This window comes from Chryseobacterium sp. NRRL B-14798 (genome assembly GCF_050470705.1).
Lineage (GTDB): Bacteria > Bacteroidota > Bacteroidia > Flavobacteriales > Weeksellaceae > Chryseobacterium > Chryseobacterium cupriresistens.
The window spans coordinates 804,809-825,492 of the sequence record NZ_JBFLUL010000005.1 but is presented as its reverse complement, the minus strand read 5'-3'; the positions used below and the strand labels follow the sequence as shown (position 1 = coordinate 825,492).

Annotated in this window: 22 protein-coding genes; 13 read left to right on the top strand and 9 right to left on the bottom strand. The window is 37.0% G+C overall.

All coding sequences use genetic code 11. From position 1 onward, the window contains the following. The first annotated feature begins 20 nt into the window (after nucleotides 1-20). The 5 genes from AB1278_RS04135 (at nucleotide 21) to AB1278_RS04115 (ending at nucleotide 4,376) form a co-directional block, all read left to right on the top strand. Nucleotides 21-872: an alpha/beta fold hydrolase gene (locus AB1278_RS04135; protein ID WP_202841407.1), complete on the top strand. Its 852-nt coding sequence runs from the start codon at nucleotides 21-23 to the stop codon at nucleotides 870-872. Then, on the top strand, nucleotides 872-1,342 hold the full coding sequence (locus AB1278_RS04130; RefSeq protein ID WP_202841409.1) for an RNA polymerase sigma factor: 471 nt from the start codon (nucleotides 872-874) through the stop codon (nucleotides 1,340-1,342). The genes AB1278_RS04135 and AB1278_RS04130 overlap by 1 nt, the downstream gene beginning before the upstream one ends. After that, entirely contained in the window at nucleotides 1,332-1,925 is a 594-nt protein-coding gene (locus tag AB1278_RS04125; RefSeq protein WP_202841411.1) for a hypothetical protein, read from the top strand. Before AB1278_RS04130 ends, AB1278_RS04125 begins: the two co-directional genes overlap by 11 nt. Then, nucleotides 1,922-2,533: a class I SAM-dependent methyltransferase gene (locus AB1278_RS04120; RefSeq protein ID WP_202841412.1), complete on the top strand. Its 612-nt coding sequence runs from the start codon at nucleotides 1,922-1,924 to the stop codon at nucleotides 2,531-2,533. The genes AB1278_RS04125 and AB1278_RS04120 overlap by 4 nt, the downstream gene beginning before the upstream one ends. 61 nt (nucleotides 2,534-2,594) lie before the next feature. Continuing rightward, nucleotides 2,595-4,376 carry a GEVED domain-containing protein gene (locus AB1278_RS04115; RefSeq protein ID WP_343640662.1) on the top strand — a complete coding sequence of 594 codons (1,782 nt, stop codon included), beginning with the start codon at nucleotides 2,595-2,597 and terminating at the stop codon, nucleotides 4,374-4,376. A gap of 85 nt (nucleotides 4,377-4,461) precedes the next feature. Here AB1278_RS04115 and AB1278_RS04110 read toward each other — a convergent pair whose 3' ends face one another. The 5 genes from AB1278_RS04110 to truA form a co-directional block, all read right to left on the bottom strand. Next, nucleotides 4,462-6,219: an ABC transporter ATP-binding protein gene (locus AB1278_RS04110; RefSeq protein WP_429812611.1), complete on the bottom strand. Its 1,758-nt coding sequence runs from the start codon at nucleotides 6,217-6,219 to the stop codon at nucleotides 4,462-4,464. 128 nt (nucleotides 6,220-6,347) lie between these two features. Beyond that, nucleotides 6,348-7,118, bottom strand: a complete 771-nt coding sequence (locus AB1278_RS04105; protein ID WP_202841419.1) for an alpha/beta hydrolase — start codon at nucleotides 7,116-7,118, stop codon at nucleotides 6,348-6,350. A gap of 86 nt (nucleotides 7,119-7,204) precedes the next feature. Beyond that, on the bottom strand, nucleotides 7,205-7,792 hold the full coding sequence (locus AB1278_RS04100; protein ID WP_110008193.1) for a Crp/Fnr family transcriptional regulator: 588 nt from the start codon (nucleotides 7,790-7,792) through the stop codon (nucleotides 7,205-7,207). 69 nt (nucleotides 7,793-7,861) lie between these two features. Beyond that, a complete protein-coding gene (locus AB1278_RS04095) occupies nucleotides 7,862-8,203 on the bottom strand; it encodes a hypothetical protein (protein ID WP_202841424.1) in 342 nt (113 codons plus the stop codon). A 29-nt stretch (nucleotides 8,204-8,232) separates the two neighbouring features. Then, a complete protein-coding gene (gene truA / locus AB1278_RS04090) occupies nucleotides 8,233-8,985 on the bottom strand; it encodes a tRNA pseudouridine(38-40) synthase TruA (protein WP_429812606.1) in 753 nt (250 codons plus the stop codon). A gap of 87 nt (nucleotides 8,986-9,072) precedes the next feature. On the opposite strand from truA, the gene lpxK reads away from it, so the two are divergent. From lpxK to AB1278_RS04060, 6 genes are all read left to right on the top strand, one after another. Beyond that, on the top strand, nucleotides 9,073-10,098 hold the full coding sequence (lpxK, locus tag AB1278_RS04085) for a tetraacyldisaccharide 4'-kinase (RefSeq protein WP_429812603.1): 1,026 nt from the start codon (nucleotides 9,073-9,075) through the stop codon (nucleotides 10,096-10,098). Next, on the top strand, nucleotides 10,082-10,897 hold the full coding sequence (locus tag AB1278_RS04080) for a purine-nucleoside phosphorylase (RefSeq protein ID WP_202841430.1): 816 nt from the start codon (nucleotides 10,082-10,084) through the stop codon (nucleotides 10,895-10,897). Before lpxK ends, AB1278_RS04080 begins: the two co-directional genes overlap by 17 nt. 210 nt (nucleotides 10,898-11,107) lie before the next feature. Beyond that, nucleotides 11,108-11,623: a TlpA family protein disulfide reductase gene (locus AB1278_RS04075; RefSeq protein WP_202841432.1), complete on the top strand. Its 516-nt coding sequence runs from the start codon at nucleotides 11,108-11,110 to the stop codon at nucleotides 11,621-11,623. An 89-nt stretch (nucleotides 11,624-11,712) separates the two neighbouring features. After that, entirely contained in the window at nucleotides 11,713-12,168 is a 456-nt protein-coding gene (locus AB1278_RS04070; RefSeq protein WP_202841434.1) for a GNAT family N-acetyltransferase, read from the top strand. Between the two features lie 190 nt (nucleotides 12,169-12,358). Continuing rightward, nucleotides 12,359-13,456, top strand: a complete 1,098-nt coding sequence (gene dinB, locus AB1278_RS04065; protein WP_343640650.1) for a DNA polymerase IV — start codon at nucleotides 12,359-12,361, stop codon at nucleotides 13,454-13,456. Between the two features lie 44 nt (nucleotides 13,457-13,500). Continuing rightward, nucleotides 13,501-14,973 carry an alpha-amylase gene (locus AB1278_RS04060; protein ID WP_202841436.1) on the top strand — a complete coding sequence of 491 codons (1,473 nt, stop codon included), beginning with the start codon at nucleotides 13,501-13,503 and terminating at the stop codon, nucleotides 14,971-14,973. Nucleotides 14,974-15,031: 58 nt separating this feature from the next. On the opposite strand, the gene AB1278_RS04055 is transcribed toward AB1278_RS04060, so the two are convergent. The 3 genes from AB1278_RS04055 to AB1278_RS04045 form a co-directional block, all read right to left on the bottom strand. After that, nucleotides 15,032-15,199, bottom strand: a complete 168-nt coding sequence (locus AB1278_RS04055; protein ID WP_202841437.1) for a hypothetical protein — start codon at nucleotides 15,197-15,199, stop codon at nucleotides 15,032-15,034. 233 nt (nucleotides 15,200-15,432) lie between these two features. Then, the gene (locus AB1278_RS04050) at nucleotides 15,433-16,773 is read right to left on the bottom strand and encodes a carboxylesterase family protein (RefSeq protein WP_202841438.1); all 1,341 of its coding nucleotides are present in this window, start codon (nucleotides 16,771-16,773) and stop codon (nucleotides 15,433-15,435) included. Between the two features lie 224 nt (nucleotides 16,774-16,997). Further along, a complete protein-coding gene (locus AB1278_RS04045) occupies nucleotides 16,998-17,900 on the bottom strand; it encodes a helix-turn-helix domain-containing protein (RefSeq protein WP_343640644.1) in 903 nt (300 codons plus the stop codon). 257 nt (nucleotides 17,901-18,157) lie between these two features. Between AB1278_RS04045 and AB1278_RS04040 the strand changes: the two genes are divergently transcribed. Then, nucleotides 18,158-19,213 carry an NAD(P)-dependent alcohol dehydrogenase gene (locus AB1278_RS04040; RefSeq protein WP_110008202.1) on the top strand — a complete coding sequence of 352 codons (1,056 nt, stop codon included), beginning with the start codon at nucleotides 18,158-18,160 and terminating at the stop codon, nucleotides 19,211-19,213. Nucleotides 19,214-19,265: 52 nt separating this feature from the next. On the opposite strand, the gene AB1278_RS04035 is transcribed toward AB1278_RS04040, so the two are convergent. Further along, nucleotides 19,266-19,694 carry a winged helix-turn-helix transcriptional regulator gene (locus tag AB1278_RS04035; protein ID WP_411413392.1) on the bottom strand — a complete coding sequence of 143 codons (429 nt, stop codon included), beginning with the start codon at nucleotides 19,692-19,694 and terminating at the stop codon, nucleotides 19,266-19,268. An 81-nt stretch (nucleotides 19,695-19,775) separates the two neighbouring features. Between AB1278_RS04035 and AB1278_RS04030 the strand changes: the two genes are divergently transcribed. Continuing rightward, nucleotides 19,776-20,654: an NAD(P)H-binding protein gene (locus tag AB1278_RS04030; protein ID WP_343640642.1), complete on the top strand. Its 879-nt coding sequence runs from the start codon at nucleotides 19,776-19,778 to the stop codon at nucleotides 20,652-20,654. Nucleotides 20,655-20,684 lie beyond the last annotated feature (30 nt).

The following is a 20,684-nucleotide window of genomic DNA, read 5'->3' as shown; positions in this document are numbered from 1 at the left end:
ACTTTAAAACTTAAGAAATCATGAAAAAATTTACACTCCTTTTAATCATTATGTTGTTTTTTTTAGCAGTATGCAATATATTCGGCCAACAAACAGTGTATCCGTTTGAATTAAAGAAAACAGGAAACGGAAATCAGGCATTAATTTTCATTCCCGGATTTGCTTCTTCAGGTGACGTCTGGAATGAAACCATCGCAAAGTTTGAAAAAGATTTCACCTGCTATACTTTAACAATGGCTGGATTTGCAGGAATAAAACCCCAGACAGATGCCAGTTTTAAAGACTGGGAAAAAGGAATTGCAACCTATATCAAAGACAATAAAATTGAGAAGCCCATTCTTATCGGGCACAGTATGGGAGGTGGTCTTGCCCTGGCCATAGCGGCAGATTATCCGGAGCTTGCAGGTAAAATTATCATCGTAGACACGCTTCCCTGCCTGGCAGCGCTATCTGATCCCAGTTTTACATCGAAAGAAAATAATGACTGTTCGCCTGCTATTGCTCAATTGACAGCGATGAACGATGAGCAGTTCCGGAAAATGCAGGCACAGGCTATGCCACGTCTTATGGCTGATATTTCTATGCAGGAAACGGTAATCAACTGGAGTATGAAATCGGACCGAAAAACATTTGCTAAAATGTACTGTGATTTTTATAATACCGATCTCAGAGAGAAAATAAAAAACATCCAATGTCCTTCCCTTATTCTTCTGGAATCTTATTTTGTTACTCTAAAGCCAACGATCGAAAACCAGTACAAAAATTTAAAAAATGCCAATATGCAGTATGCTTCAAAAGGTTTGCATTTTATCATGTACGATGATAAGGATTGGTATCTTAATCAGCTTACTCACTTTTTATCTGCGAAATAATGGTTTTTGAAGAGATATATGAACTCTATTGGCAAAGGATATTCCGTTTATGTATGGGATATGTAAATGATGCCGAACTTGCTCAGGATCTTGCCCAGGAAACCTTTATCATCGTCTGGCAGCAGCTTCCGAAATTCAGGAATGAATCCAGTATAGGGACGTGGATTTTCAGAATTGCATCCAATAACTGCCTCCGGCAGATTGAAAAGGAAAAGAAATTCAGCAAAACCGGTCTGCCCATGAATCTGGAAGAGAAAAAACAGGAATCTATAGAACCTCAGATCCAGATGCTCTACCAGTTTATTTCAGAACTGCCTGAAACGGACAGAATTATTATTTCATTGGAACTGGAAGAGGTAAAACAGGCTGAGATAGCCCATATCGTAGGACTTTCTGAATCCAATATAAGGGTAAAGATTCACAGAATAAAAGAAAAATTAACGCAAAAGTTTAAAGAAAATGGATTCTAATATAGATTTTAAAAATATATGGAAGCAGCAGACTTCCCACAAACCTGATCTGGATGCGCTTCTCGGTAAGCTGAAAAAATTCAGAAATCAAAATCTGCGCAGACTAATCTTTGCTAATATTGGATTGATCGCTACCTCCTTATTGATTCTTTTTATCTGGTACCGTTACCAGCCTGAAATGATCACTACAAAAATCGGGATTGTACTTGTCGTGCTGGGAATGGTTATTTTTCTTCTTGCCTACAACAAAATGTTTATGGTATTTTACAAGATTGATCAGACGCAGTCAAACAACGAGTATCTCCAGAGTTTATATGTAGTAAAGAGTAAGCAGAAATTTATGCAGACCACCATACTTAACTTATATTTTGTCATGCTCTTTCTGGGAATATGTCTGTATATGTATGAATATACTTCAAGAATGCCCCTTAGCTCAGGTATTCTGGCCTATGCTTTAACATCTGTCTGGATTGCTTTCAACTGGTTTTATCTGAGACCGCGAACAATAAAGAAACAGCAAGGTAAACTTGACGAATTAATTAATAAATTTGAAGAGATCAATAATCAATTAAAAGAATCATGATATCTTCTGACAACAAAAATCACTGGGAAAATGTATATGAAACCAAAAATCCGGATCAGGTAAGCTGGACCCAGAAAAAACCTCAGACTTCCCTTGATTTTATACATTCTTCCGGATTGGGAAAAGAGGCCAGCATCATAGACATTGGTGGTGGAGACAGCAACCTTGTTGATTTTCTTTTGGAGGAAGGTTATAAAAATATTACAGTTCTTGATATTTCTGCTAAAGCTTTGGAAAAAGCACAGAAACGACTTGGAGCAGCAGCAGACAAAGTAAAATGGATCACTAGCGACATTACGGCTTTCGAACCTATGGAAACCTATGATATCTGGCATGACAGAGCAGCCTTTCATTTTCTGACAACCCCGGAACAGGTTTCAAAATATATCGGTATTGCAGAAAAGAATGTGAATAACTTTATGATCCTCGGAACTTTTTCGAAAAACGGTCCTACGAAATGCAGTGGATTGGATATTCAGCAGTATGATGAAGAATCATTATCCGAAAAATTTAAAGAAAGCTTTGAAAAAATAAAATGTATTACTGAAGATCATATCACTCCCTTTGATACAGTTCAGAATTTTGTTTTCTGCAGTTTTAAAAAGTAGTAATGAATTGTATGTATTTTTTATTTATTTTTAAATTCCCAACCATTTAAATAAAAATACTATGAAAAAATTATTATTTCTGCTTATTTCAGGCACATTCTGCTCAAATTTTTATTCACAACATTTGGAATTCCAGGAATGCGGAACCGATGAATTAATGAAAAAACATTATGAAAGGTATCCTGAAGAGAAAGCGCGTGACGATGCTTTCAACCTGGAATTGTCAAAAATGATCAAAAGTGGCAAATTTACGTCTAAGCTCAACAATCAGGTATACGAAATCCCTATTGTTGTACACGTTGTAGGAGACGGAAGTGCTATAGGAACTGCTAATAATAAGTCTGACGCAGACATCATTGCATGGATAAACTATACCAATGGTGTTTTTGCAGGAAGTTCCACCAGCGGAATGTCAGGAACAAGTGCAATACTGCCTGTCAAATTTGTTTTTGCAACCAAGGATCCTAACTGTAATGTAACTAACGGGATCAATAGAATCAATGCTTCAGGTCTTCCCAAATATGTAAGCGGCGGTGTAAATAATGACAATACAACCAATGCCGTAACTGCTTCTGAGATTACTGCAATGGGAATGTGGGATACTTCTAAATATTATAATATCTATGTTGTTAAAAAATTAACATCCAACTCCGGAGGATTAAATGGCTTCGCTTATTATCCGGGAGGAAGCAAAGATTATTCTTTTATGGCAGCAAGTGCATCCGCTGTTAATGCTCAGACTTTAGGGCATGAATTCGGACACGCTTTGGGACTCAGACATACGCATGAGGGATACAATGAAACTACAGGAGACTGCCCTGTCAACAATGACTGTACTTTAGAAGGAGATCTTGTTTGTGATACTGAGCCTATGAAAAGTCTTTATCATTCCTCAGTTCCTCACACATGTCAAACCGGACAGATCAATCCTTGTACCACCCAATTATACAATGGTGGTGAGAGAAATGTGATGGCTTATACCTACTGTTTCAGAGATTTATTTACACAAGGACAGACCAACAGAGCTACAGCACAGCTTTTACAATACAGACAATCGCTGATCAACTCACCGGTTGGATCTCCAACTACTATTAATAACAATGTAACATTAACCAATGCATGTACTCCCGCAACCATTACAAATCCGGGTAATTACAATGTAGGAATTACTTTGGTAAAGTTTGGAAGTATTAATAATTATTCAACTAATTATAAGCAGGCAACCAATAATTTTTATGAAAACTTTACCGGTACTTACTGTTTGGGGATTTCAAAAACCAATATTCCCCAAAATGCAGCCACCACACTTACTGTAGCTCCGGGAACAAACAACCCTCACATTATCAAAGCATATATTGATTATAATAATGACGGTCAATTCGATGAATCTACAGAGCTGGTTCTTAATCAAAGTGGAATAAGCAATGGTTCATTGGCTACAGCACAGGTAACTCCTCCTGCGGGTGCAATAACCAATACTCCTTTAAGAATGAGAGTCATTGGAGAGTACAACGGAACAGCAGTAACGGCATGTTATACTCCAAAGTACGGACAGGTGGAAGATTACTCCGTCATCATTGAACCTCAGAATGTATTAGCAATACAAAATACAGGATTGAAAAATGCACCTGTTATTTTTAAAGATGAAAATTCAGTATCTGTAAGAAGTAATGTGAAAATTTCCGCGGTACATATTTATGATGCTGCAGGAAGATTACTGATGAGAAAAAATGATATTAAATCTTCAGAATTCAAATATCCTGTTGACCAGAAAAATATAATCATCACAGCTACAGCAGTACTGGAAGACGGAAAAGTAATTACGAAAAAATTAAAATTTTAATTATTTCAATTATAGAATAAAAAAAGAGAGTTATTGCTGACTCTCTTTTTTGTTTATCTCATTCAAAAGAATAATTTCTTCCCGATTATGATTCTTTTTTTTCTTCCATTTCCACTTCATGTCGAAGCTGAGCTTTATAAAGCGTGGCATAATATCCGTTCTTATCCAGAAGTTCAAGATGCTTTCCTTCTTCTACGATTTTACCATGCTCCATCACAATAATCTTGTCTGCTTTCTCAATGGTGGAAAGTCTGTGGGCAATAATAATGGAGGTCCTATTTTTCGTAATTTTCTCTGTAGCTCTCTGAATCAGCTTTTCACTTTCATGATCAATGGAAGAGGTAGCTTCATCCAGAATTAAAATTTTAGGATCTGATAAATAAGCTCTCAGGAAAGACAGTAACTGTCTCTGACCTAAAGAGATTGAAGAGCCTCTTTCGCTCACTACATAATCATATCCACCGGGAAGCTGCTCGATAAACTGATCTACCTCAATTTCTCTCGCTCCCGCTTTTATTTTTTCCAGTGTGATACTATCATCCCCGAAGACAAGGTTTTCAAAAATACTTCCGTGGAAAAGGAATACATCCTGCAGCACCACGCCGATATGACTTCTGAGATTATAAAGCTCATAATCTTTTAAATCCACATCATCAATCAGGATATTTCCGGAGTTGATATCATATAATCTTGTAATCAGACTAATGATAGTAGACTTTCCGGCACCTGTAGCACCAACGATGGCTACCGTTTCTCCCGGATTTACTTTAAAGTCAATTCCTTTCAGTACTTCCTGCTTTTCATCATAAGCAAAGTGTACTTTCTGGAATTCAATTTTTCCTGCAAAATGATCTTTCTTCACGGTTCCGTTATTCGGCATCGAGTTTTCTTCATCCATTAATCCCAGCACTCTTTCTGCTCCTACAATTCCTCGCTGGATATTGTTAAAACGGTCAGCAATCTGTCTCAAAGGACGGATCAGCATTGAAATATACTGGATAAATGCAATCACGACTCCGGCACTGATGGTAATATATCCTCCATAGAAAAGAATAAATCCTATGAATAATGAAGAAATAAGTTCCACCACAGGGAAGAACAGTGAGAAAATAAATACGGTTCTCAGCAATGCTCCTTTCAGGGTAATATTGATATCATCAAATTTCTTAAACTCAGATTCCTGTCTGTTGAATACCTGAATAATAGACATTCCTGCCAGTCTTTCCTGAACAAAAGAGTTCTGATTGGCTGTCCAGTTTCTCTCATCCCCGAAAGCTTTCTTCAGTCTTTTCTGGAAGAATCTCGTAATGACTACCATCAAAGGTAAGATGGCCAGTGTAATATAACTGAGGTGAACATTGGTACTGAACATCATCACCAATACAAACAGAATTCTCAGGATATCTCCAAATACCATCAGGAAACCATCTGTATATACCGTCGCAATGGTTTCCACATCTCCTACAGCCCGCGTCACCAGCTGTCCGATGGGTGTTTTATCAAAAAATGAAGTTTTGAAATAGATCAGTTTAGCATATAATCGCTCTCTGATATCCCTGATCACATTTTGTGAGATAAAATTTGAAAAATAAACCAGGAAAAAATTTAAAATCGTTTCAGCAAACACCAATCCCACAAGGATATAGATATGTTTCATCATCAAAGCCTTATCATGAAGCTTTGTTATATCATTATCCACCACCTGCATAGTGAGATAAGGCCTGTAAGTAGAAACTATCGAAAGGAATATGGAAATGATAAGGGTAAGGATGAACCAAGAACGAAATTTCATTCCGATAAAGAACAGCCTCTTTATAATTCCCCAGGTATCTTGTTTTTTCATTGTACGAATCGAAAGAAAGAATTAAAATATTCTATGCAAAAATAAGACATTATAACCGGACTGCCTTTACAACTTTTGCAAATCGTCATAGAAAATATCAGATACCTACCATTTACAATATGAATAGATTAAGTATTCTTTTGTATCCAGCCTAAAACATATTCTGCTACTTCTTCCCAATTTTTCTCTCCACAGATGAAATGACTTCTCCCTGCAAACTCTTTAAAATCGACAATGCTTCCCGGATCTTTGTAAGCCCCTGCTATTTTCTTTGAAAATGCTGCCGGGAAAATATGATCATTAGAGCCTGCAATGAACAGCAGCGGTTGATGGGGTTTCTTTAAATCTAATTTTGCAGAAGCTTTAAACAAAGGATCTTTTGCCAATTTTCTACTTTCAGGAACTGCTACTGTCTCGTAAAGCCTGTCACTTTCTTCCTTTGAATAATTATTGAAAAAAGCTTTGTGATACCATTCTTTTGTTCCCATATATGGACTGTTTCCTTTGAAGAAATTCACTACAGGCCAAACAATTTTAATGGTAGAAAAAGGAGCCATGATATTTTTCGGAGGAGCACCGTCAATACTTATACCAGCTGCTGCTTTTCCCATGTCAATCAGCTTCTGAACCATAAGTCCTCCAAAAGAATGTCCGATAACAATAGGCTTTTCGGGAAGACTGTCAATCAGTTTCACAAGATTGTCCACGGTATCGTCAAAACCGACATGTCTTAATTCTCCGGGAATATTATTTTTTAAGTATACGGGATCCCCTCCATGTCCCGGATTTGAGGGTGTATGTACAGTATATCCCTGCGCTTCAAAATAAGTTTTCCATTCTTTCCAGCTTGTATTATTCACAAATAACCCATGAATGAATACGATCGTTTTTGTTTTCATAATTTTCACTTTTTTGTTTTGTTAAATTGATGAAACAAATTTCTGCAGATAAAATGACGAAAACTTTAACCCAGGTTAAAATCGTACTATTTGCCTGAAATTCTTTTTCTTATCCTGCTCAGAGAAGGCCCCTGAATCCCTAGATAAGAAGAAATATGATACAGCGGAACATTACTGAAAATATCCGGATGCTCTTTCATCAGATCCAGATAACGCTCTTCCGGAGACTTTAATAAAAATCCTTCTACCCTTGTCATGGTAACGTTAAATGCTGCCTGTGCCAGAAGTCTCCCAAATTTTTCCCATTGATGCGACTGCTGGTAAAGAGAAATAAGATCTGCATGCCGGATAAAAATAATAGAAGCATTCGTAAGGGCCTGTGTAAAATAATCACATGGGATCTGATTGAGAAAACTTTTAAAAGAAACTACAAAACCATTGGCCGAATAAAGAAAAACATTCTTTTCTTCACCCGTATCTCCATTGATGACATAAGAACGAAAAACTCCATCGACAATAAATCCTAAATAAGAACAGACGTTTCCCTGAAGATTATAAAATTCTCCTTTTTTATATTCTTTTGGAAACCAAAAATTTTCAGACAGTCTGAAATCTTCTTCTGAAAGTCCAGCAAAATGATATAATGCGAAGGCTAATTTATCAATTTCAGTCATGGCTATTTTTTTAGTATTTCTTACAGTATTTAAAAATAATCTTAATTTCCGATACTAAAAAAAGAAATCTTACTGATCAATAGTCTTCCCTATCTCTTCAATTTCGATGGTCTTTGCCGGTCTTTCTTTGATAAATTTATTTTCAAGGAATTTATAAACTCCCCAAACCGCAACAATAGAGATTAACCAGCCAACGATATTCACTGCTGAAAATCCTGTATAATTGACATTTTCTGCGGATTCAGGATCTGTTAATCCCATATATATACCATAACCTAAGCCTAACAAAAGCTGAGTTCCCAGATAAATACCGATAGCCAGAACACCATACTGCCACTTTGTTTTTCCAAACCTTTCTGCTAATTGTGCATAATACCGGTAAGCGCCGATAAGAATAAAAATTGATAACATGATTATTATTTTGTTTTTTAAGTTTTTATTTAAAATTCATATCCCACATCTACAAGATACAGCCCGTGTCCCGGTGCTGAAGTTCCCGCGGCGTTACGGTTTTTGTCTTCAATCACTTTACGGAGATCTTCAGGTTTCAGTTTTCCGGTTCCTATTTCTACCATCGTTCCGACAATTGCGCGAACCATATTTCTTAAAAAGCGATTCGCAGAAACTGTAAATTTAAGTTCCGTTCCGTTCTGTTCCCATTCTGCTTTGTAGATTTTACAGATATTGGTTTTGTTGTCGGTTTTTAATTTGGCAAAACTGGTGAAATCTTCATATTCAAAAAGAATTTTACAGGCTTCATTCATGGCATTAATATCCAGTGATCTTTTCCAGTGTTGCCATGCAGATTCCTGAGTGAAGGGATTTTTTTCCAATGAGATAAAATATTCGTAGGTTCTGTACGTGGCATCAAAACGGGCATGAAAATCGTCTTTTACCGGAAAAATCCTTTTAATGGAAATATCAGGAGGAAGAAAACTGTTCAGCCTTCTTGTAAGCTGATCATCCAACTCTTTTTCCGTATCAAAATGGGCAAATATTTTTTTGGCATGAACTCCTGTATCGGTTCTTCCTGCTCCTGTTGTTTTAATCTCTTCGCGCAAAATGGTAGAAAGCGCTTTTTCCAGTTCTTCCTGTACAGAAATAGCATCCGGCTGTATCTGATAGCCAAAATAATTCTTTCCGTTGTAAGAAAATTCAATAAAGTATCTCAATGTATTGTAATAACTCCACAAAAATACTTTAATTTAACGAAATATTTGTTGAAAAGTCTTCGAGAATATTACATCAATGCTTATGAAAATTCCTATTTTTGCAATCGTATGAAAAGATGGTACCTTTATCCTTTTTCCCTTGGTTATCATTTGGTAACGGGTATCCGGAACACAATGTATGATCTGGGAATTTTTAAGTCGACAAAATTCAAAACACCGATAATCAATGTCGGGAATCTTTCTGTGGGCGGAAGCGGAAAGTCACCTATGGTGATGTATCTTGCTCAGTTCCTGTCCAAACATTACAGAACCGGAGTGCTTTCACGGGGTTATGGAAGGCTTACCAAAGGTTATGAAGTAACAAATTACGAAAGCAACTACAAAATGGTGGGTGACGAAGCGATGCAGCTTTTTGAACGTTTTAAAAACCGTTTCGTAATTGCCGTTTCTGAAGAACGTGTTCCCGGAGCCAAAAAAGTAATTGACGATATGGATCTTGAAGTTCTTGTACTGGATGATGCCATGCAGCACAGAGCCATCAAAGCCGGATTCAATATTCTGATGACCGATTTCAGTGATCCTTTTTTCAAGGATTATCTTCTTCCTGCCGGAGATCTTAGAGAATCAAGAGCCGGATATAAAAGGGCCGACATCATCATGGTCAGCAAATGCCCTGATGAACTGACGGAGGAAACAAAAAGGTATTATATATCAAGAATACGACCTTCTTACGGGCAGAAAGTATTCTTTTCATCCATCGGTTATGACGAAAATGTCTACGGAAAAGATAAAATGCTTCCGGATAATAACCTGAATTATTATGATATTTTACTGATCACCGGAATTGCCAATCCTAAACCGCTTCTGGAACATCTGGCAAAATTCTCAAAAAGGGTGAAACATTTAAGGTTCAGAGATCATCATAATTTCACGGATGATGATATTAAAAAAATCCTTGCCGAGTATAAAAAATTAGGAGAATATAAACTGATATTAACCACAGAGAAAGACTATGTGCGTCTGAAAACTTTTGACTATCTTAGAGAAATTGTTTACTACTGGCCTATCAATGTATTGATTGATAAGAAAGAAGAATTCAATCAAATCATCTTAGATTATGTTAGAAAAAATTAAAGAAACTGCAGATTTTATTAAAAATATTATTCAGGAAACCCCTGATTTTGCAGTGGTGTTAGGATCCGGACTGGGAAAATTACAAAATGAAATAGAACTGATCCATGTTTTAGAGTACAAAGACATTCCTCATTTTCCACAGACTACAGTGGCCGGACATACCGGAAAACTGATTTACGGAATTCTGGAAGGAAAAAAAGTACTGATGATGAGCGGACGTTTCCATTATTATGAAGGACATTCTATGGAAACGGTGACATTCCCCATAAGAGTTTTTCATTTGCTGGGAATTCAAAACCTTATTCTTTCCAATGCCTGTGGTGGTGTAAACCCAGCTTACAATGTTGCAGACATCGTTATTCTGAAAGATCATATCAACATGATGCCTGAGCATCCTTTACGTGGAAAAAATATCGATGAGCTCGGGCCACGTTTTGTGGATATGAGCGAGCCTTACAACAAAAAAATGATTGCCACAGCGGAAAAGGCTGCTGCCAACCACCAGATTAAAATTCATCAGGGAGTTTATGTGGCACTACAAGGACCAACTTTTGAAACCCCGGCCGAATATGGCATGATTAAAGCTATTGGTGGGGATATGGTAGGAATGAGCACCGTTCCCGAAGTTATAGTTGCCAGACATATGGGAATGGATGTTTTCTGTATTTCCGTGATCACGGACCTTGGCGGACCGGATGTCGCTTTTGCCGTTTCCCACGAAGAAGTTCTGAATGCTGCCAATAAAGCAATGCCCAATGTAATTGCCGTTGTCAAAGGCCTGATTAAAAACTATCAGTAAAAATAACCTAATACTGCAACTGAAGACGTAATATTCCCATCCTCTGGAGGGGTAGCAAAAACTCAAAGAATTTTTGACGGGGGTGGTTTTCACACTCTCACTCTCCTATTCCATAGAATCCATCAATATTATAAATTTTTCCTAATTCACCGGAAATCAGTTTCAGATTCCAATTCATTGTTTAGATTTGTACCCATGAAATTGTACGAAATGAAAAAGCTGATATTAATTTTTATGATGGGTATTTTTGGAATAAGTTATTCACAAAAAGCACCTGCTGTCCTTAAAACAGGATTTTCAAAAGAAGCTTTACAGCAGAAGCTGGAAGATGAAAATGGAAAAACCGTTACCATCCAGCAGATTCTGAATCAGCATAAAGGAAAAGTTTTAGTGATTGATTTCTGGGCCGGATGGTGCAGAGACTGTTTAAATGCTCTTCCAAAAGCTAAAGAATTAGAAGAAAATAACAAGAATATTGATTTTGTATTTCTATCATTAGACCGTTCAAAAGAAGGGTTTGAAAAAAGTCTGGAAAGATTTGATATGAAAGACAAAGAAAACTATTGGTTTTCTACAGGCTGGAAGAACGATTTCAATAATTATGTAGATCTAAACTGGATCCCGAGATATATGGTGATTGATCAGAAATCTTCCATTGCAAAATATTATGCAATATCTCCTGAAGACCCTGAACTTCAACAAACCATAGACAAGCTTTTAAAATAATTATTATTTATCTAATCCGAAAAAACATAAAAAAACTCATTGAAAACCAAAAACTTTCAGTGGGTTTCAAATTTTATACCCATAGCACCATGATTACAAGAGAAGCCAAAGAGCAGGATTTAGCAATCCTTTTAGAATTTGAACAGGGAGTTGTTACTGCCGAAAGACCGTTCAACAGCACATTGATTGAAGGAGAGATTCATTATTACGATTTAAAACATCTGATACAATCTCCCGAAGCAACCGTAATTGTTGCCGAAGAAAATAATGAAATCATTGCATCAGGATATGCTCTGATTAAGAAAGCGGCAAAAGATTATTATCAGTTTAAAGAATATGCCTATCTTGGTTTTATGTATGTAAAGCCCGAACACAGGGGAAAAGGAATCAATAAAGTCATTACTGATGAACTCATTTCCTGGTCAAAATCAAGGGGAATCAATGAGGTAAGACTGGACGTATATGCTCAGAATGAATCTGCCATAAAAGCGTATGAAAAGGCAGGTTTTGAACCTCATCTTCTTACCATGAGACTGAAGGCTTAAAGGCAGGAAGCTGGAAGTAGTTTATGCACTAAGAATAGCCTGTGATTTTTTAATTAATTTTCAATAAACAGGTCATCAATTTCTATATCGTCCTCATTAACTTCCAGCCTCCCGCTTCACACTTCCATCATATAAAAAACTTCCCTTCTAAAAAAAATTACCGTCAATAAAGGAATCCATATCTTTGTATATGGATTTTTCTTTGCCTCTTCGTAAAATTATTCATGTGGATATGGATGCATTCTATGCTTCTGTAGAACAGCATGATAATCCTACCTTAAAAGGCAAGCCAATAGCAGTAGGAGGACAGCATCGTGGCGTTGTCGCTGCCGCGAGCTATGAAGCCAGAAAATATGGTGTCCGTTCTGCCATGCCCAGTAAAACAGCCAAAGAAAAATGCCCTCAGCTTATTTTTGTTCCTCCCCGCTTTGCCCGATATAAAGAAATCTCGAAAAAGATCCGGGAAATTTTTTACGAGTATACCGATCTGGTAGAGCCACTTTCTCTGGATGAAGCCTATCTGGATGTCACCGAAAATAAAAAAGGAATGGAATCTGCCAACCTCATCGCCAAAGAAATCCGCCAGAAAATTTTTGAACAGACAGGATTAACAGCTTCTGCAGGAATTTCAGTGAATAAGTTTCTGGCTAAAGTTGCTTCTGACATCAATAAACCTAATGGCCAGAAAACCATTCATCCTGATAAAATGGAACAATTCCTGGAAGAATTGCCCGTAGAAAAATTTTATGGGGTTGGAAAGGTTACGGCTAACAAAATGTTTAGTTTAGGAATTTATAAAGGAAAAGATTTAAAAAAGAGATCACTTGAAGATCTGATAAGGCTTTTTGGAAAATCCGGCCAGCATTATTATAATGTGGTTCGCGGAATCCATACATCCGAAGTGAAACCTCACCGGATTCAGAAAAGTGTAGCCGTAGAAAGAACTTTTTTTGAGGATCTTCTTGATGAACAGCAGATCAATGAAAAGCTGGAAAGCCTGGCTGAAGAAATTCATCAGAGACTACAGAAAAATAATATTCTCGGAAGAACTTTAACATTAAAAATAAAATATAAAGATTTTTCTCTTTTTACAAGAAGCATTACGAAAGAAGATTATTTCTCCTCACCGGAACAATACTACAACACCGGAAGAAAACTCTGGGAGCTTCGCCCTTTTGATAAAGCTGTCCGGCTGCTCGGATTGTCTCTTTCCCACCTGAATACGGAAGAAAAGAAACAGGTTTCCGTTCAACTAAAAATCCCGTTTGAGGAATTTGAAAATGAATAGGTCATATTTTTTTGCTATCTTGTATCAATCAAATCAGCAAATTTATGAACCCAACCATGATTCAGTTTTTTCACTGGTATTCTGAAGGAGACGGAAAGTTGTGGAAAGAAGCCGAAAAACAGGCAAAATATCTGGCAAAACTTGGAATTACTTCTGTATGGTTTCCTCCAGCCTATAAAGGAACAAATGGCGGTTACTCGATTGGTTATGATGCCTATGATCTGTATGATCTCGGAGAATTTGACCAGAAGGGAACTATTCCTACCAAATACGGCACTAAAAACGATTATATAAAAGCTATCAAAGCCTTAAAGAAACAAAATATACAAGTCATTGTAGATATTGTTCTGGGACATAAAGCCGGAGGTGATGAGCTTGAAAAATTTAAAGTCGTAAAAGTAGATGAGGAAAACAGGGAAAAAGTGATTTCCGATGTCATCGAAATAGAATCTTATACGAAATTTACGTTTCCCGGAAGAGGAAAAAAGTATTCTGATTTTGAATGGAACTTCACCTGCTTCAGCGGTGTGGATTATGCCGAGGGTATGGACTCTCATATCTTTAAAATCCAATCCGAATATGGAAATGACTGGGAGGAAATGATTGATGATGAAAAAGGAAATTATGATTACCTGATGTATAATGACATTGAGCACCGGAATCCTTTTGTACGGGAAGAACTCAACCATTGGGCAAAATGGTATTTCGACCAGACAGGTTTTGACGGCGTGAGACTGGATGCTTTAAAGCACATTTCATTTGATTTCTACAAAGAATGGCTCACTCTGCTTCGTTCCAATTCCGGGAAAAATATTTTTGCCGTAGGCGAATACTGGGCTCCGGGATATTTACATTTACTTCAAAAGTATATTGAAGTGACAGAAGGCTGTATGAGCCTTTTTGACAGTTCATTACAGAATAACTTTCATACAGCATCACGGGAAGGCGCTTCGTATGACCTAAGAAGAATTTTTGATGAAACCCTTACCCAGGCAGATCCCCTACATTCAGTAAGTTTGGTAGCCAATCATGATACGCAGCCTTTACAGGATCTTGAAGCTCCTGTAGAGCCATGGTTCAAGCCACTTGCCTATGCTCTTATTTTATTGAGAAAAGACGGTTATCCATGTGTTTTCTATCCGGATCTTTATGGTGCTCATTATACGGATAAAGACAGAGAGGGCAACGATCAGGAAATATTCATGCCTAAAATTGATGGAATTGAAGAATTATTAAAAGCCAGAAAAGAACACGCCTATGGTAATCAGCATGATTATTTTGAGGATGCCAACTGTCTTGGATGGGTTCGTACAGGAGATGACAAACATAGCGGATGTGCAGTCGTTTTAAGTAATAAAGATGCCTACAATAAGCCTATGGAAGTAGGAAAACTTTATGCCGGAAAAAAGTTTAAAGACCTGCTGAAAAGATTCGAAGAAAAAGTAATTATTGATGAAAACGGCTGGGGAGATTTTCCTGCTCCGGCAGGAAATGTAAGTGTCTGGATTCCTGAATAAGATTAATTTATCAGAAACCCCTGTCAAGGTTTCAAACCTTGACAGGGGTCTTTAAGATTTAGCAGTAAATATATCTGCAATTCCAAACATCTATAGCCCATTCACAGCAATACCCTTCTTCGTTGGAAGTACAGCATACTCTGTCCCTGTTGATATCTCCGGCTTTTAAACTCTTTAATTCCAGACGGTTCAGTTTTCTTACTTTGAAGTTTCTGTTTGTTTTCATAATTATTATTTTTATGGTTTAGATAATAAATATACATTAAAAATTACAATTATGAATATATATTCAATACCAATTACTTAATTTAAAACATAATTCATAAAAAAAACAAACATTGAAAAACGATAACCACCCCGTCAAAAATTCTTTGAATTTTCGCCGCCCCACAGGAGGGGAATTTACGTCTTCAATTGAATATCGATTAAGTTGAAAGGTCGTGGTAAGTTGACGTATGGTTACATCTTTTGAAGCTCCAGGATTTCCGGTCTTTCTGAGGTATCAGCAATTTTTCCGGTTCTGGCAAATTCAGCCCAGAGCGCTCTCAGTTTTTTACCATTCTCATGAATACGACTCCATGGAATATCTTTCAGCAATTCGGAAGATTTCCAGGCTGATTCATTTCCGAAAATTAAAGGAAGATCAATACAATGCGGTGCTCCGATATGATTGTCTTTCAGTTTTGAATGAATTCTGAATAGATAGACATTTCCACCGGCATCCGCCAGATTCCGGGCAAACTGTCTTGCCGGATTTCCATAGATCAATGCTGTAGTTTTTTCAACCGTTTTATCCATGATTTTTAAACCTAATCCTTTTCCGAAATATTTATTTAAAGCTTCTGAGGTTTTAAGATAGAATGCCGTTTCATCATTATTTAAACCAATCAGGACATCAAATTTCTGAGCATTTTTTTTCCACATTTCCACAGAATCTTCTTCTTTACACAAAGGAAAATGTCCGTATTGAGTTCCGAAAGGCATCGCAGCTTTCAACCCATATTTTATTACGGAAGGCACACATGCTTTGTACTCATCCATCATTTTTAAAACATCGGTTTCCTCTTTCAGCACTTCTGTTTTTTTCAGAAATTCTGCAGACATTTTTTGTCTTTTATGACGTAATCCCAAGGGAGCACTTTGAATAATCACACGCTGGAATAAGCCTTCCACACCTTCCGAAATCATTAAATGAGCAATAGCATCGCCTCCTGAAGACTGCCCGAGAAGGGTAATATTATTTTGATCGCCCCCCAGATCTGCTATATTGTTTCTGATCCACCTTAATGCTTCGATGATATCCAGCAATCCAAGATTGGCAGGTCTTTTCTCATCTCCCCCTAAAAAACCAAATAATCCCAGACGATATGAAACACTCACAACGATAATATGCTGTTCTTTTACCCATTCGGCAGGATCGGCTGTAGCCAGATCTCCACAGCCTATTTCATGAGAGCCTCCATGGATCCAGACCACCACAGGAAGTTTTTCATTTTCAGATATAATTTGTGGCCGGGTTATGGAAAGATACTGGGTAGATTCATCTGCTTCAAAACTTTCAACAGGTGTCGCTCCGATCATTTTTTCTACAAGCGGACTTAAAGCCTGCGGGCACACCGGAGTTTTTTCCGGAGAAATAATGTTTGAAGATAAAGAGGCTTCTATGGCGACTGGTTTTTTAAATCTTTCAGAATGGGCGTATCGGATACTTTTAAGCCTTATAACTCCTTGTTCTTTTAGAGCTGTAATTCTCCCGAATCTGGTATTAAAAACAGTAGTGTCTTGGTGATTTGGTGTCATCTTAAAACTGTGAAAACTTTTCTCTTTAAATTTAATTATTTAAACACAAATTTCACAAATGAGTACACAAATATTCACTAATAATTATGGTGTCATTGGTGAAAAGATTAGCGTTATTCGTGTTAAAAATAATTTAACCACTAATTCCACAAATGCAGGCACAAATATTCACAAACCATTATTGTGTAATTCGTAAAAAATTTAGTGTTATTCGTGTTAAAAAACTAGTTCAGGGTTTTATATTCGCTGGGTGAAATTCCTACTTTGGTTTTGAACAGCCTTGTAAAATGCTGTGGATATTTAAAGCCCAGATCATAAGAAATTTCGCTTATTGTTTTTCCCTGATCCAGAATCTGTTCTTTAGCTATATCAATCAGTTTATTGTGGATAAACTCCTGAGCTGAGATTCCCAGTTCTTTTTTGATCAGATCTCCGAAATAATTGGCAGAAAGATTTAGCTTTTCCGCAAAATAGTTCACCATAGGAAAACCTATATTCTTCGGATTTTCAGATTTTAAATAATCATCCACCAGATTTTCAAATTTACCTATGACACCCTGATTGATATGATCTCTTGTAATGAATTGCCGGTCGTAAAAACGCATACAGTAGTTCAGAAAGAGTTCAATATTATTAACAATTAAAGATTTACTATGTTTATCAATAGCCTGTTCCAGCTCCAGTTTAATATTTTTAAAGCAATCCAGCACCACTTCTCTTTCTTTTTCTGAAAGATGAAGCGCTTCATGTACATCATAAGAGAAGAAGGAATAGTCTTTCATATTCTTCCCTAAGTTGGTTCCTTTAATTAAATCAGGATGAAAAATAAGGGCAAAACCTGCAGGCTGGATAAATCTGTCATTATTATAAATTCCATACGTCTGTCCGGGAGCAATAAAAACTAAAGTTCCTTCCTGATAATCGTAGCTGTGTTTCCCATACTGCATATCTCCGCACATTACATCTTTCAGAAAAACGGTATAAAACCCGAATTTTCTTTGGTGCTGGCAGATAGGATCAGATTTGGAAAAATCAATAATACTCACCAGCGGATGCAGGGTTTCATGATTGGCCATTTTATTGTATTCCGAAACACTGTTGTAGATTTCAACCTTCTGATTTTCCATGAAGTACATTTTTATTACTATTCAAAATTACCACTTTCATTTGTAACTGAAATGGTGTCTGTAAAATTGGTAAGTAATTCGGTAATCTGTATAAGTTTTGTTTACAGGAAAGTTTCGACTTTTGTATCGTTATAGAAACTTTTAATACGGACATTCCTCAAAAAGGGAAAAGCTTTTCCGGATTAGTTCTCTTAAGGAACAGCATAGGTTCATATTGAATATCATAATTTATAACCCTAAATAAACTAAATATAAAAATGAGTACAATAACAGTAAAAGCTTATGGTGCAGAGTCTACCACAGCAGATCTGAAAGAAATGAATATTGAAAGAAGAGAAGTCACCTCAAAAGATGTAGAGATTGAAATCCTATACTGCGGGGTATGCCACTCTGACCTTCATACAGCCAGAAATGACTGGGGCGGATCTTTATATCCTGTAGTTCCGGGACATGAAATTGTTGGAAGAATTACCAAAGTAGGAAGTGAGGTTTCCAAATTTAAAGCAGGAGATCTGGCGGCAGTAGGATGCATGGTGGATTCATGCGGACATTGCGACAGTTGTCAGCACGATCTGGAGCAATATTGCCAGAATGGATTTACAGGGACTTATAACGGAAAAGATAAGCACCTTGGAGGTCATACTTTTGGAGGATATTCTCAAAAAGTAGTTGTTGATGAACATTTTGTTTTAAGTGTTCCTGAAAATTTAGATCTGGCAGCAGTAGCACCCCTTCTGTGCGCAGGAATTACCACATGGTCACCGTTAAGACACTGGAACGCTGGTCCGGGTTCAAAAGTAGCCGTTGTAGGATTAGGCGGTTTAGGTCATATGGCTATCAAACTAGCAAAAGGACTGGGAGCAGAAGTTACTTTATTCTCAAGAACTCCGGGAAAAACGGATGATGCGAAACAGCTTGGAGCAGATCACGTAGTAATCTCTACGGATGATTCTCAAATGGATGCTGTAAAAGGTAAATTCGACCTTATCATTGATACGGTACCTTACGAACACGATATCAATCCTTATATGCAGACTCTTTCTCTGAACGGAACTCTGGTTCTCGTAGGATTCGTAGGTGAATTCCAGGAAACGCAGGTAAGTACAAGACCTATGATCTTCCAACGTCGTTCTGTAGCAGGATCTTTAATCGGAGGTATTGCAGAAACCCAGGAACTGTTAGATTTCTGTGGAAAACATAATATTGTATCTGATATTGAACTGATTAAAATGCAGGATATCAACAACGCATATGAAAGAATGCTTAAAAGCGATGTAAAATACCGTTTCGTTATTGATATGCAGTCTTTATAATTCTTCTATAAAATAGTAACAGAAACAGGTTCTTCAGATCGAAGAGCCTGCTTTATTTTTTCAGATTTTGGCTAAAAGCATTCTGATCCTGATTCGTTATATATCTGTTTCCTTCAGTACATTTATTATCATTTCTTTCCATATCCTGAAAAGCCCATGCTGCCATGGCATCAATCACTGGAGCCAGTTCATTCCCTGCTTCACTCAGTTTATAGGTCACATGAGGTGGCACTACAGGTTTTGCTGTTCTGATAATGAGTCCGTCTGTTTCAAGCTGTTTCAAATGCTGGATAAGCATTTTTTCTGTTACGGCAGGAATTGCTTTTTTCAATTCGCTGTATCTTTTTTCTCCTGTGGAAAGATTGAACAGGATAATCGGTTTCCAGAATCCTCCAATTCTTTCCATAACGTACATTACAGGACAATCCTGCACTGTTTTTTTATTCTCCTGAATGGTTGAACTTTCTTTAATCGCTGTCATATCTACATACTTTAAGGTAAGTACTTGTATAAAAGTAAGTACAAATATAACTTTGTTCTCAGAAATAAAAAATATTTACATATGAAAATTATAATCACAGGATCACTAGGAAATGTAGCTAAACCATTAGCACAAAAATTAATTGCCGACGGGCACAATATTACCATAGTAAGCAGCAGCGATGCCAGAAAACAGGATATTGAATCTCTGGGTGCAACTCCGGCCATTGGGTCTATCACAGACGTTGATTTTTTAACACAAACATTTGATGGAGCGGATGCAGTTTTTGTGATGACCCCTCCAGCGATCAGCCCGGATAAAATTGTGGAAAACACGACCAATGCAGGAAAAAATTATGCTGAAGCTTTGAAAAATACGAATGTAAAAAGAGCTGTCATGTTAAGCAGTGTAGGTGCAGAATCTCCGGTAGAAAACGGTCCTATTGCGGGTCTTCACAATATTGAAAAAATATATAATGACGTAGAAGACACTTCTTTTACTTTTTTAAGAGCCGGATATTTTTACAATAATTTTTTCAATGATATTCCTTTAATTCAAAATGCAGGAATCATTGGAGGAAATTATCCTGCAGATATTGAAGTACCTGTAGTACATCCCAATGATATAGCCAACGCTGCCGCTGAAGAATTGGTAAAAGATGAAAAAGCTAACAACATCAGATATATTGTAAGTGATGTAAGAAAAGCTTCTGACTTTGCAAAGGTTCTGGGAACATCTGTTAATAAACCTGAACTTCCATGGGTAGAATTCTCTGATGAAGATTCTTTAAACGGAATGCTTCAGGCGGGATTACCTGAAGATATGGCTAATTTGTATGTTGAAATGGGAAGAGGAATAAGAACCGGTGTTGTACAGAAAGATTTTATTGATCATGGTTCCCCGATTACAGGAAGTGTTAAATTAGAAGATTTTGCAAAGGAGTTTGCTTCTCAATTTTAATTTCTTTTGTCTTGAAACAAAAGTTCAGGA